Annotated in this window: 10 protein-coding genes; 4 read left to right on the top strand and 6 right to left on the bottom strand. The window is 72.6% G+C overall.

What is annotated here, in order from left to right; all coding sequences use genetic code 11:
* Positions 1-63 precede the first annotated feature (63 nt).
* Positions 64-504 carry a helix-turn-helix domain-containing protein gene (locus AB0G50_RS01470; protein WP_360100851.1) on the top strand — a complete coding sequence of 147 codons (441 nt, stop codon included), beginning with the start codon at positions 64-66 and terminating at the stop codon, positions 502-504.
* A gap of 53 nt (positions 505-557) precedes the next feature.
* Here AB0G50_RS01470 and AB0G50_RS01465 read toward each other — a convergent pair whose 3' ends face one another.
* The 4 genes from AB0G50_RS01465 to AB0G50_RS01450 form a co-directional block, all read right to left on the bottom strand.
* Positions 558-2,078: an alkaline phosphatase D family protein gene (locus tag AB0G50_RS01465; protein WP_360100848.1), complete on the bottom strand. Its 1,521-nt coding sequence runs from the start codon at positions 2,076-2,078 to the stop codon at positions 558-560.
* A gap of 95 nt (positions 2,079-2,173) precedes the next feature.
* Positions 2,174-2,569, bottom strand: a complete 396-nt coding sequence (locus AB0G50_RS01460; RefSeq protein WP_360100845.1) for a DUF4233 domain-containing protein — start codon at positions 2,567-2,569, stop codon at positions 2,174-2,176.
* Positions 2,566-3,924, bottom strand: coding sequence for a folylpolyglutamate synthase/dihydrofolate synthase family protein (locus AB0G50_RS01455; protein WP_360100842.1), 1,359 nt, complete (start codon positions 3,922-3,924; stop codon positions 2,566-2,568). Before AB0G50_RS01455 ends, AB0G50_RS01460 begins: the two co-directional genes overlap by 4 nt.
* On the bottom strand, positions 3,921-6,545 hold the full coding sequence (locus AB0G50_RS01450; protein ID WP_360100839.1) for a valine--tRNA ligase: 2,625 nt from the start codon (positions 6,543-6,545) through the stop codon (positions 3,921-3,923). Before AB0G50_RS01450 ends, AB0G50_RS01455 begins: the two co-directional genes overlap by 4 nt.
* A 206-nt stretch (positions 6,546-6,751) precedes the next feature.
* On the opposite strand from AB0G50_RS01450, the gene AB0G50_RS01445 reads away from it, so the two are divergent.
* From AB0G50_RS01445 to AB0G50_RS01435, 3 genes are all read left to right on the top strand, one after another.
* On the top strand, positions 6,752-7,672 hold the full coding sequence (locus AB0G50_RS01445; protein ID WP_360100836.1) for a hypothetical protein: 921 nt from the start codon (positions 6,752-6,754) through the stop codon (positions 7,670-7,672).
* A gap of 225 nt (positions 7,673-7,897) precedes the next feature.
* Positions 7,898-10,192, top strand: a complete 2,295-nt coding sequence (locus AB0G50_RS01440; protein WP_360100833.1) for an FdhF/YdeP family oxidoreductase — start codon at positions 7,898-7,900, stop codon at positions 10,190-10,192.
* Positions 10,193-10,316: 124 nt separating this feature from the next.
* Positions 10,317-10,823: a hypothetical protein gene (locus tag AB0G50_RS01435; protein ID WP_360100830.1), complete on the top strand. Its 507-nt coding sequence runs from the start codon at positions 10,317-10,319 to the stop codon at positions 10,821-10,823.
* 54 nt (positions 10,824-10,877) lie between these two features.
* Here the strand turns inward: AB0G50_RS01435 and AB0G50_RS01430 are convergent, their stop codons facing one another.
* Positions 10,878-11,933 (bottom strand): hypothetical protein, encoded by a 1,056-nt coding sequence (locus AB0G50_RS01430; RefSeq protein ID WP_360100827.1) that lies wholly within the window; start codon positions 11,931-11,933, stop codon positions 10,878-10,880.
* Between the two features lie 114 nt (positions 11,934-12,047).
* Positions 12,048-13,559, bottom strand: a complete 1,512-nt coding sequence (locus AB0G50_RS01425) for an NAD(P)/FAD-dependent oxidoreductase (protein WP_360100824.1) — start codon at positions 13,557-13,559, stop codon at positions 12,048-12,050.
* Positions 13,560-13,587: the final 28 nt, after the last annotated feature.

Here is a 13,587-nt window from a genome sequence, read left to right as displayed (position 1 = left end):
GCCGTGCGCGGCTCCCCCGGGAGGTTCACACTCCCCACGCGTTCCCGACACGGGAGGAACGTCATGTCCGATGACATGGACCTGTCCGCGGGGATCGAGGACTGGACCGCCGCGTTCGTCCTCGACCTGAGGGAGGAGCACATCGCGGCGGGCAAACCGTCGTACCGGTCGTTGCACCGCAAGACCTACGGCGAACTCGCCCCGGCGACGATCACCCGCTCGCTGAGCGGCCGCCAACTGCCGTCCTGGCAGTTCGTCGAGCGATTCCTGCGCGCGTGCGACGTCGACGACGACGGGCTGACCCGCTGGCGCCGTCGTTGGTACGAGATCCGACGCCGGGACGATCCGGAGTTGGCCGACCGGGTTCCGGGTGCCGTGGCGCTCGGTGCCGAGGCCGGGCCGGTCGACGGGTGTGAGACGTGCGGTGTGGCGGTGCTGGATCCGGTTCGGCATCGGCGGTGGCACGAGTCGGTGTCGGCAACGCGGCGGATGCGCGCCGTGTGACGGTACGGCGGAGCCCGTCGCCTCCTCATACGGGGGCGACGGGCTCCGGCCGGTCAGGGGCGCTGCGGCTGGAGGGTTTTCGTCCAGAGGGCGGTGCCCTTGATGTCGCGCAACGACACGGTCAGTTCGCCCGCGCGGGACACCTCGACCTCGCCGAAGTGCTGGAAGCCGTCGAGCGGGGTGGTGTTGGCGGTCGGCGGGGCGCTCACGAAGACCGCTTCCGGGCCGAAGGTCGGGTCCAGGGCGTTCGGGCCGAACGCGCCCGCGTTCAAGGGGCCCGAGACGAACTCCCAGAACGGGTCGAAGTCCTGGAAGACGGCGCGTTGGGGCGAGTAGAAGTGCGCGGCCGAGTAGTGCACGTCCGCGGTGAGCCACACGGTGTTGCGCACCTTGCGCTTCTTCAGCTCCCGCAGCACCCACGCGAGTTCGGTCTCACGGCCGCCGGGCGCGCCGGGCAGGCCGTTGGCCACGCCCTCGATGTCCGCGCCGTCGGGCACGGTCAGGCCCAGCGGCAGGTCGTTGGCGACGATCTTCCAGGTGGCACGCGACCGGTCGAGCCCCTCGACCAGCCAGCGGGCCTGCCGGTCGCCCAGGATCCGGCCGGGCCGGTCGCGCGGCGAGGTGTTGGCGTCCTTGTAGGTGCGCATGTCCAGGATGAACACGTCCACGTTCGGCCCGTACGAGAACTTCCGGTACACCCGCCCGTCCACGGCCGCGCGCGGGTCGATCGGCTGCCACTCGTGGAACGCCCGGAACGCCCGCGCGGCCAGCACGTCGACGCGCTTCTCGGTGTACTGCGGCAGGTCCAGGATTTCGCCGGGGTACCAGTTGTTCACGACTTCATGATCATCCCACTGGAGGTAACTGCCGACCTGGGCCATGAACGCCCGGTACTGCGGGTCGAGCAGGTTGTAGGCGAACTGGCCGCGGTACTCGTCCAGGGACTCGGCGACCTTGGACTTCTCCGGGGTGACGACGTTGCGCCAGATCCGGCCGTCGGGCAGGGTCACGGACTCCTTCAGCGGGCCGTCGGAGTACACCGTGTCGCCGCTGTGCAGGAAGAAGTCCGGCTTGCGGGCGGCCATGGCGGCGAAGATCGGCATGCCGCCCAGGTCCGGGTTGCTGCCCCAGCCCTGACCCGCCACGTCGCCCGACCACTGGAAGCGGATGTCGGAGCGCACCACCGGCGCGGTGCGGAACGAGCCCGGCACGGCCTCGCTGCGGGTGCGGCCGTCCAGGTCCTCGGCCACCACCCGGTAGTAGGTCCGCCGGCCGGGGAGCAGGCCGTGCACGCGCACCTTGCCCGTGCCGCCGGTCTCCGGGGTCAGCAGCGGGCCGCGCACCCGGCGCACCAGCCGGAACGACGGGTCGGACGACACCTCGACCACCATCCGGGCCGGGCGGTCCGACCGGGTCCACACCAGGGCGCCGTCGGCGGTCACGTCGCCGGCCTGCACGCCGTGCGTCAGCACGGGCCGGCCGGACCTCGCCAGTGCCACGCCGGGCAGCAACGCCGCGGCCGAGCCGATCGCGCCGGCGCGCAGCAGGGTCCGCCGGTTCACCAATTCGCTCATGGCGGGCTTTGTAACGGCCCCGGCCGAACTCCGGGTGAACGACGACCGCTCGCGAGACGACCGACCCCGGGCGATCCGGCTCGAACCCGGAGCGGTCAGGCCTGCTGGCTGGGCAACCGGCCCTGGGCCATCCGGCGGGACACGTCGCGGCGCAGCCACAGCAGGTAGACCCACACCAGGGTGAACACCACGCCGATGCCACCCAGCGCGGTCAGCAGGAACCAGGACGCGATCATCACCACGTGGATCACCGCGATCACCGGCACGATCCACGACCGGCGCAGGAACGCGCACGCCGCGATCAGCGCCACCAGCAGGCCCAGCACCAGGAACCCGGTGCCGGTGCCCACGCCGCCGCCCAGCTTCGCCACCACCGGCAGGGCCAGCGCGACGACGATCGCCTCCAGGATCAGCGTGCCGGCCATGATGCCGCGGAAGGACTTCATGGGGTCCTTGCGCGGCGCGGCCGGTGTCGGTGCGGGCGTGGTCATGACGGTTCCTTCCCGAACAGCGCGCGGGCCTCGCCCGCGGTGACCACCGAGCCGGTCACGATGACGCCGCCGCCGGAGACCAGGCCGCCGTCGTCGTCCTCCTCGGCCAGCCGGACGGCCTCCTCGAGCGCGTCGTCCAGGTGCGGCTGCACGACCATCCGGTCCTCGCCGAAGATCGGGATCGCCAACGACGCCAACTGGTCCGGGTCCATCGCGCGGGGCGAGGAGTTCGCGGTCAGCACCACCTCGGCGCACACCGGCTCCAGGGCGGCCAGGATGCCCTCGGCGTCCTTGTCGCCCATCACGCCGACCACCGCGACGAGCTTGCGGAAGCCGAACTCCTCGTCCAGCGCCTGGGCCAGGGCCTGCGCGCCGTGCGGGTTGTGCGCGGCGTCCACGAGCACCGTCGGCGCGGACCGCACGCGCTCCAGCCGACCGGGCGAGGACACCGTGGCGAACGCCTCGCGCACCGCGTCGACGTCGAGCTGCCGGTCCGGCCCGGCGCCGAAGAACGCCTCCACGGAGGCGAGCGCGAGCGCCGCGTTCGCCGCCTGGTGGGCGCCGTGCAGGGGCAGGAACACGTCCTCGTAGACGCCGCCGAGCCCTTGCAGCCGCAGCATCTGGCCGCCGATGGCGACATCGCGCCGGAGCACGCCGAACTCGGAGCCCTGGCGCGCGACGGAGGCGTCGACCTCGGCGATCCGCCGCAGCAGCACCTGCTCGGCCACCGGGTCCTGCTCGGCGAGCAGCGCGACCGCGCCGGGCTTGATGATCCCGGCCTTCTCGGTCGCGATGCCCTCCAGCGTCGGGCCGAGGTAGTCGACGTGGTCCAGCCCGATCGGCGTGATCACCGCGATCCGGCCGTCGGCGACGTTCGTCGCGTCCCACTGGCCGCCGAGCCCGACCTCGAGCACCGCGACGTCGACCGGCGCGTCCGCGAACGCCGCGAACGCCATGCCGGTCAACACCTCGAACTTCGACATCGGCACCTCGGACCGACCGTCCACCAGCGCCACGTAGGGCTCGATGTCCCGGTAGACCTCGACGTACCGATCGGCGGGGATCGGCGCGTTGTCCACGTTGATCCGCTCGGTCACCAGCTGGAGGTGCGGGCTGGTGTACCGGCCGGTGCGCAGGCCGACGCGGGTGAACAGCGCGTCGACCATGCGCGAGGTGGACGTCTTGCCGTTGGTGCCGGTGACGTGCACGACCGGGTAGGACGCCTGCGGGTCGCCGAGGAACTCCGCCAGCAGGCGGATCCGGGACAGGTCCGGCTCGATCTTGGTCTCGGGCCAGCGCTGGTTCAGCTCCGCCTCGACCTGGCGCAGCTCCTCGACCCCCTCGACGGTGCTCACGACTGCGGCAGCGACTCGAGGCGAGCGTGGATGCGCTCGATGTCGGCGTTGGCCGTCGCGAGCCTCGCCTCGATCTTCGCGACCACGTCGGCGGGCGCCTTCGCGGTGAACGCGGTGTTGTTCAACTTGCCCTCGCACTGGGCGCGTTCCTTCTCCGCCACCGCGAGGTCCTTGTTGAGCCGCTTGCGCTCGGCCACCACGTCGATCGTGCCGGACAGGTCCAGCTCGACCTTCACCGCGCCCTTGGGCAGGCCGACCTCCAGCGACGCCGACACCGCGAACTCCTCGCCGGGCTCGGTCATCCTGGTCAGCGTGCGCACCGCGGGCACCTGGTCGAGCAGGTCGACGCAGCACGCGCCGCGCACCTTGCCCGCCACCTTCTGCGCGGGCTTGAGGCCCTGGTCGGAGCGGAACCGGCGGATCTCGGTGACGAGCTTCTTCAAGCCCTCGATCCGGGTCGCCGCCACCGCGTCGCGTTCGCCGCCGGTCGCCTTCGGCCACTCCGCGACCACCAGCGACTCGCCGCCGGTCAGCGTGGTCCACAGGGTTTCGGTGATGAACGGCGTCAACGGGTGCAGCAGCCGCAGGACCACGTCGAGCACGTGCCCGAGCACGGACTGCGTCGCTTCCACCCGACCCTCGGCGATCTGGACCTTGGCCAGCTCCAGGTACCAGTCGCAGAACTCGTCCCACACGAAGTGGTAGAGCCCCTCGGAGAGCTTGCCGAACTGGAACGCCTCGAACTGACCGTCCACATCGGACACCAGCCGGTCGAGCAGGTCCAGGATCCAGCGGTCCGCGTCGGTCAGCTCCTCGCGCGCGGGCAGCGGGCGGGCCACCGTGGCGCCGTTGGCGAGCGCGAACCTGGTGGCGTTCCACAGCTTCGTGGTGAAGTTGCGGGAGCCGGCCGCCCACTCCTCGGCGATGGCCAGGTCCGAACCCGGGTTCGCGCCGCGCAGCAGGGTGAACCGGGTGGCGTCCGCGCCGTAGGCGTCGATCCAGTCCAGCGGGTTGATGCCGTTGCCGCGGGCCTTCGACATCTTCTTGCCGTGCTGGTCGCGGATCAGGCCGTGCAGGAACACGTGGTCGAACGGCTGCTTGCCGTCCATCGCGTACAGGCCGAACATCATCATCCGGACGACCCAGAAGAACAGGATGTCGTAGCCGGTCGACAGCACGCTGGTCGGGTAGAACTTCGCCAGGTCGCTGGTCGCCGTCGGCCAGCCCAGCGTGGAGAACGGCCACAGGCCCGAGGAGAACCACGTGTCGAGCACGTCCTCGTCCTGGGTCCAGCCCTCACCCGGCGGCTCGTCGTCCGGGCCGACGCACATCACCTTGTCGTTGGGGCCGTACCAGACCGGGATCCGGTGGCCCCACCACAGCTGGCGCGAGATGCACCAGTCGTTGAGGTTCTCCACCCAGTCGAAGTAGCGCTTGGCCAGCTCCGGCGGGTGGATCGTGGTGCGCCCGTCGCGCACGGCGGCGGCGGCTTCCCGGGCCAGCGGCTCGACCTTCACCCACCACTGCAACGACAGGCGCGGCTCGATCACCGTGTCGCAGCGCGAGCAGTGGCCCACGCTGTGCTTGTACGGCCGCTTCTCGGCCACGATCCGACCCTGGTCGCGCAGCGCCGCCACGACCGCCGGGCGCGCCTCGAACCGGTCGAGGCCCTCGAAGGGGCCCTTGACCGTGATCACGCCGCGGCCGTCCATGACGGTCAGCGCGGGCAGGTCGTGCCGGCGGCCGATCTCGAAGTCGTTCGGGTCGTGCGCCGGGGTCACCTTGACCGCGCCGGTGCCGAACTTCGGGTCCACGTGCTCGTCGGCCACGACCGGCACGAACCGACCGGTCAGCGGCACCTCCACGTCGGTGCCGATCAGGTGCCGGTACCGCTCGTCCTCCGGGTGCACGGCGATGGCCGTGTCGCCCAGCATGGTCTCGGCGCGGGTGGTGGCCACCACGATGGAGGCCTCGCCCGAGCCGTACCGGATGGACACCAGCTCGCCGTCGTCCTCGGAGTGGTCGACCTCGATGTCGGACAACGCCGTCTGGCAGCGCGGGCACCAGTTGATGATCCGCTCGGCGCGGTAGATCAGGCCGTCGTCGAACAGCTTCTTGAAGATCGTCTGCACGGAGCGGGACAGGCCCTCGTCCATGGTGAAGCGCACCCGCGACCAGTCGACGCCGTCGCCGAGGCGGCGCATCTGGCCGAGGATCCGGCCGCCGACCTCCTCGCGCCACTCCCACACCCGCTCCACGAACTTCTCGCGGCCCAGGTCGTGCCGGGACACGCCCTCGCTCGCGAGCGCGCGCTCCACGGCGGTCTGGGTGGCGATGCCGGCGTGGTCGGTGCCGGGCAGCCAGAGCACCTCGTGACCCTGCATGCGGCGGCGGCGGGACAGCGCGTCCATCACGCTGTGGTTGAGCGCGTGGCCCATGTGCAGGCTGCCGTTGACGTTCGGCGGCGGCAGCACGATGGAGAACGGCGGCTTGTCGCTGTGCGCGTCGGCGGTGAAGTACCCGCGCTCTACCCACCGCTCGTACAGCCCGGCCTCTACCTCGGCCGGGATCCACGCCGACGGGAGTTCGGAACGCTGCGGTGCGGTGGGGGTTTCGGTCACGCGGCGAGTCTACGGAAACCGAGGTGTCGACTTCGAACCAGATACCTGGTAGGGCCGGCTACGCTTAGCCCGATCGTGTCAGGGGGACACGTGTGCCTTGGGGGGCTTGATTCGCCGTGCGCGATTCCGACGTGCGCGACCGGCCGACTGCCGACCCCCGACCCGGCCTCGGCCGCCGACACCGGAACGTTCCAGGGGGAACCGCAGTGCACGAGTTCGACGACCACCCGGACATCAAGGACGAGAAGTGGATCCGGGCGGCGAACCGCCGTGCCCGGAAGGAGATCCGCGCCTCGCGGCGACGAGCGCGGTTGCGGGCGCGCGGCGGCGTCGTGGTGTCGCTGGTCGCCTTGCTGGCCATCGGGGGACTCGGGTACGGGCTGTACCGGCAGGGCGTGTTCGGCGACCTGGCGCTGTCCGAGGCCCTGCCCGACGTCCGCGGGTTCGACCGGGACCACCCGTTCGTCGGCACGCCGGCGGAGAACTGGGCGGACGGCGCGGCGGGCGTCGTCGCGCCGGTGGCCGAGCCGCTCGGCGACTTCGGCGCGGAGGAGGTCGCGGCGGCCTACGAACTGGCGCGCAACGCGGTCGTCACCACCCGGCTGGACCGGCGGGTCGTGCAGGACCACGACGTGGAGCCGGTGCTCGCGCTCTACGCGCCCGCGATCCGGGACGAGGTCAGGGGCTACTTCGACGGCGGGCACGACCGCGAGGCGGGCGGGTACGCGACCCGGGTCGCCGCGGGGCAGCGGCTGCTGCCGGTCGAACCCAAGGCCAAGGGCGCGATGAGCGTGGTCCTGGGCTCCTCGGGCGACCTCCAGGTGCACACCAGCTACGTCTTCGCCTACGCGTTCGACACCGACCGGCCGGTGACCGACCCGATGCAGGTGGTCGTGGTCAGCCGGGTGGACTCGATCTACGCGGTGCGCGGCGGCGACGGCGTGTGGTCGGGTCGCAGCGGCGGGTACACCTACTCGATGGCGTGCAAGGCGGCCGAGCAGGGCTTCCTGGCGCCGTGGATCACCGAGACGAAGGTCGACCTCGACCCGTCCGCCGCGGCCGAGCCCCGGGAGGCGTACTTCGACCCGGCGCACTCGCTGCAAATCGGTGACAGCTGCACCTCATAGGGGGTCACTCGTTCGGACGATTCTGTCCAAGAGTGGCGCCGATCACAATTAACCGTGATCACCCGGTCGCGCCAGGGCGCCCGGTCGGATTCACGGACCCGTGACAACCCCTTGGGGCCCGTGACAGCGGTCCGACCCGCGCCGTGCCCCGCCGGTGGGTCGCGATACCGCCGGTGCGCTCGCGCGGGGCGCGCCGGCGGCGCCGCGAGGGTCACAATGGCGGTCATGGACCGCAAGGCACCCGAGCAGGACATCGACGAAGGCGCTCTGGACGTGGGCACGCCGAAGCGCTGGGCGGCGGGCATCCCCGGCGTGGCCGTGTCGCTCAAGCGCGGCGTGGAGCAGATGGGCGTGACGCGGACCGCGACCACGCTCCGGCTGCTCAACCAGCGCGAGGGCTTCGACTGCCCGGGGTGCGCCTGGCCGGAGCCGCAGGGTCACCGCAAGCTGGCCGAGTTCTGCGAGAACGGCGCCAAGGCGGTGGCCGAGGAGGCGACCAGGCGCCGGGTCGGACCGGAGTTCTTCGCCGCCCACCCGGTGGCCGAGCTGGCCGAGAAGACCGATTACTGGCTGGGACAGCAGGGCCGGCTCACTCACCCGATGGTGCTGCGCGACGGTGGCACGCACTACGAGCCGATCGAGTGGGCCGAGGCGTTCGGGCTGGTCGCGTCCCGGCTCACCGCGCTGGCCTCGCCGGACGAGGCGGTCTTCTACACCTCGGGTCGCACCAGCAACGAGGCCGCGTTCCTCTACCAGCTGCTGGTGCGCTCGTTCGGCACCAACAACCTCCCCGACTGCTCGAACATGTGCCACGAGTCGTCCGGCGCGGCGCTGTCGGAGACCACCGGCATCGGCAAGGGCTCGGTGAGCATCGCCGACTTCGACCGCGCCGACCTGATCGTGGTGGTGGGGCAGAACCCGGGCACCAACCACCCGCGGATGCTCTCCGCGCTGGAGAGCGCCAAGAAGAACGGCGCGAAGATCGTCGCGGTGAACCCGATGCCCGAGGCCGGACTGCTGCGGTTCAAGAACCCGCAGAACGTGCGCGGCCTGATCGGCGCGGGCACCCAGCTGGCCGACGAGTTCCTCCAGATCCGGCTCGGCGGCGACCAGGCGCTGTTCGCCGCGGCAGGCAACCTGCTGCTGTCCTGGGAGGCCGTCGACACCCGGTTCGTCGCCGAGTCCACCGACGGGTTCGCCGACTACGCCGAGCAGGTCCGCAGGCTCGACTGGGACGACGTGGACACCGCCACCGGGCTGCCGCGCGAGCAGGTCGAGAACTTCGCCCGGATGCTGGCCGACTCGGAGCGCACCATCTTCTGCTGGGCCATGGGCCTCACCCAGCACAAGCACTCGGTGCCGACCATCCGCGAGATCGCGAACGTGGCGCTGCTGCGCGGCATGATCGGCAAGCCGGGCGCGGGGCTGTGCCCGGTGCGCGGGCACTCCAACGTGCAGGGCGACCGGACCATGGGCATCTGGGAGAAGATGCCGGAGAAGTTCATGGCCGCCCTGGAGACCGAGTTCGGCATCGAGGTGCCGCGCGAGCACGGCATGGACACGGTCGCGTCGATCCGGGCCATGCGCGACGGCGCGGCGAAGGTGTTCTTCGCGGTGGGCGGCAACTTCGTCTCCGCGACGCCGGACACGCCGGTCACCGAGCGCGCGATGCGGTCGCTCGACCTGACCGTGCACGTGTCCACCAAGCTGAACCGGTCGCACGTCGTGCACGGCCGCACCGCGCTGATCCTGCCCACGCTGGGCCGCACGGAGAGCGACCTCCAGCACTCCGGCGAGCAGTTCGTCACGGTCGAGGACTCGATGTCGGTGGTGCACCGGTCGCGCGGCCGGCTCGCGCCCGCGAGCGACGTGCTGCTGTCCGAGATCTCCATCGTGTGCCGGCTGGCGCGCGCGGTGCTCGGCGCGGCGCACCCGGTGCCGTGGGAGGAGTTCGAGAAGGACTACGACCTGATCCGGGACCGCATCTCCCGGGTGGTGCCGGGCTGCGACGACTACAACGAGCGGGTCCGCCGGCCGGACGGGTTCGTGCTGCCGCACGCGCCGCGCGACGCCCGCGAGTTCACCGGCACCCGCACCGGCAAGGCGCACTTCGCCGCGCACGACCTGACCGTGCTGCGGGTGCCGCCGGGTCGGCTGCTGCTCCAGACCCTGCGCAGCCACGACCAGTACAACACCACGATCTACGGCCTGGACGACCGCTACCGGGGTGTGAAGGACGGTCGCCGGGTGGTGTTCGTGAGCCCGTCCGACCTGGACGACCTCGACCTGCTGGACGGCCAGCACGTCGACCTGGTCAGCGAGTGGCCGGACGACCCGACGGGTGTCACCGAGCGGCGCGCGGAGCGGTTCCGGGTGGTCTCCTACCCCACCGCGCGCGGGTGCGCGGCGGCGTACTTCCCGGAGGCGAACCCGTTGGTGCCGCTGGACTCCACGGCCGACATCTCGGGCACGCCGACGTCCAAGTCGATCGTGGTGCGGCTGGAGCGGCTGCGCGACTAGGCCCGACGCGGCGGGCGGCGCGACCGCGGACACCACCGGTCGCGCCCGCTCCGCCGGTGGTGACGTCCGGTAACGTCGACGGCGGGTCGCGCGAACGACCGGGTAGTCGACGACGGGAACGAACGTGATCACCAGAACCGCCCTCGCGGCCGCGGGCCTGCTGGCACTGGCGGCGTGCACCGCGACACCCGCGCCCACGTCCACGACCTCCGCCGCGCCGAGCGGCACCACCTCCGCGGCGCCGCCCGCCGGCCTGTCCTGCGACAAGGCGCCGGAGGACGTGGTCGGCGCGGCGCTGTCGCTGCGGCTGTCGCACCCGAGGCAAACCGTCGACGGCGACACCGTCACGTGCTCCTACGACGGCGGCGGCGCGGTCACCTCGGTCGTCTTCCGCTCGAAGGTCGACGCGACCGGGTTCGCCAAGGGCAAGCTCGACTACGAGAACAAGAAGCAGAAGGTCACCGACCTGACCGGGCTCGGCGACGAGGCGTACGCGACGACGCTGGGCACCGGCGAGGTCGTGCAGCACACCGTGGTGGCGCGCAAGGGTTCCACCGAGGTCGCGGTCACCTCGGGCGCGAACCAGGAGCAGGAGCGCAAGCTGGTGGCCACGCTGCTCGAAGGGCTCTGAGGCGGCGCGACCGGGTGCGACCGGAACCGGCCGCACCCGTGGGGTTTCCGCCCTCTAGGCGTCCCACCGCACCGCCTGCGGGATCGACGCGGAGTACGTCAGCGACCAGCCCACGACCACACCGCGGTCGTTGATCCCCGTCGCCTCGCCCGCGTCGGCGCCCGGCAGCGCGCCCAGGTCGGTGATGCCGCCCCGGTCCCAGCGCACCGCGTGCGCCGTGCCGCCGACCTCGGCGTGGCCGACGACCACACCGCGGTCGTTGATCCCGGTCGCCCAGGCGGAACCGCCGCCCGGCAGGGTGCCCAGGTCGGTCACCCGGCCGTCCGGCTCCCACAGCTGCGCGTGGATGACCCCGTTGTCCGCGGGCAACACGCGCCCGACCACGGCGCCGCGGTCGTTGATCGCGAGGGCCTCGCTGCCGCCGAAGCCGGGCGGCACGCCCAGGTCGGTGACGGTGCCGTCGGGCGCCCACCGCACCGCGTGGTCGGCACCGGCCAGGCGCGCGGTGCCGGCGACCACACCGTGCCGGTTGACCGCCCTGGCCTCGCCCTCGGCGGCGAGTTCGGTGACGACGCCGCGGCGGTCCCACCTCAGCGCCCGGTGCCCGGCCCGGGGCGCGGACTGCGCGGCGCCGACGACGGTCCCCTCGTCGTTCACCCCGAACGCCCAGGTCGCGGTGTCGGTCGGGCGGCTGCTCGGCAGGGCCCGGACCGAGCCGTCGGCGTCCCACCGGGTCGCCACCTGGTCGAACCTGCCGCCGGCCGTGACGCCGACGGCGGTGCCCCGGTCGTCGACCGCCCAGGCCACGCTCGCGCCGCCGTCGGGCAGGCCGGGCAGCCGGGTGACGCGGCCGTCGGCGTCCCACCGCACCGCGACGCCGGTCCGGTCGTGCTTGCCCCGCGTGCTGCCGACGACCACGCCGGCGTCGTTGATCGCGGCGGCCGTCGCGCCCGGCGCGTCGGGCGGGGTGGTCAACGGCCGGCCGGAGCGCGGCGCGGCCGTCGCGGTGCCGGCGACCAGGGCCGCGCACGCGATCGCGGTCAGGACGGTGGCCGGGATTCCGCGCCACGGGTGTGCTCGCCGCCGCGGCGGCCTTCGATGACGACGCATCGCTGCTCCTTCTCGGATGAGGGCGTCCGGGCATCGAAAGAGCCCACGATTCGCTTGTGCCGCAAGCGTTGTCAAGGAATCGGACCAGTCGAGACGAGCACCCGCCGGCGAGGGTCAGGACCGCTCCAGCACCGCCCGCGCGGCGTTGTGGCCGCCGATGCCGCTGACCCCGCCGCCGCGCCGGGCGCCCGCGCCGCACACGAACAGGTTCGGCTCGTCGGTCTCCACGCCCCAGCGGCCCACGTCGGCGTCGTCCTCGGCGAACGGCCAGGCCAACGCGTCGTGGAAGATGTTGCCGCGCGGCAACCCCAGCTCGCGCTCCAGGTCCAGCGGCGTCCGCGCCTCGACGCACGGCCGGCCGTCCGCGTCCCGCGCCAGGCACTCCTCGACCGGGTCGAGCAGGTGCTCGTCCAAGCCCGCCAGGTACCGGCGCACGAGGTCCGCGCGCAGCCCGTCGTTGTCGGCGTCGAACAGCGCGGCCGGGGTGTGCAGGCCGAACAACGTCAGCGTGTGCCACCCGCGCGCCACCAGGTCCGGCGCCAGGATCGACGGGTCGGTCAGCGTGTGGCAGTACATCTCGGCCGGCAGCACGGACGGGATCACGTCCGCCGCGCTCTGCCGGTAGGCCTCCTCCAGCCGCGAGTAGGACTCGTCCAGGTGCAGCGTGCCGGCGAACGCGACCCTCGGGTCCACTCCGGACCGCAGCCGCGGCAGCCGTTCCAGCACCATGTTCACCTTGACCTGGCACCCCTCGGCGACCGGCCGGACCTCCTTGCCCCGCAACGCGTCCAGCGTCCGGGGCGCGACACCGGCGAGCACGAACCGGGCACCGACCCGCCGCCCGTCGTACCCGACCTCGGCGCGCGTGCCGTCGACGTCCACAGTGGACACCTCGGCCCCGGTCACGACCTCCGCGCCCGCCTCCCGCGCCACCCGCAGCAGCTCGCCGGTCACCGACGCCATGCCGCCCACCGGCACCCGCCACTCGCCGGTCCCGTTGCCCACCAGGTGGTAGAGGAAGCACCGGTTCGCGGCCGGCGACCACAGCGAGGCGTGCGTGCCGATCAACCCGTCCGTGCCGACCACGCCGCGCACCACGTCGTGCGCGAACAGCTCCTCCAGCGACTCGGCCAGCGGCCGCTCGACCACCCGGTCCCACACCTCGGGCTCGACCAGGCCGCGCAGCTCCTCCTTGGCGCGCAGCGGTTCCAGCACGCCGGGCGCGAGCACCCGGGCGAAGGCGGCGATCCCGTCGTACCACCGCGTCCACGCGTCCCACTCGGCGGACGAGCCGGTGAGCCTGCGGAACGACTCGGCGGTCGCCGCGCCGGGCTCGCGTTCCACCAGCAGGTCGCCCTCCGGCGTGTACGACGAGACCGACCGCGACCGCAGGTCCAGCCGCAGTCCCAGGTCCGCGACGATCCGGTCGGGCAGCAGGCTCACCAGGTAGGAGTAGCGCGACAACCGCGCCGGCACCCCGGCGAACGCCTCCTCCGACACCGCCGCGCCGCCCGCGTGCGGCAGCTTCTCCAGCACCAGCACCGACTTGCCGGCCCGGGCCAGGTACGCCGCCGCGACCAGGGCGTTGTGCCCGCCGCCGACCACCACCACGTCGTAGGAGTCCACCCGCGCAAACCTAGCGGCCCGCCGGCGC

This window comes from Actinosynnema sp. NPDC020468, assembly GCF_040642015.1.
Lineage (GTDB): Bacteria > Actinomycetota > Actinomycetes > Mycobacteriales > Pseudonocardiaceae > Actinosynnema.
This window is presented reverse-complemented; position numbering and strand designations above follow the sequence as displayed.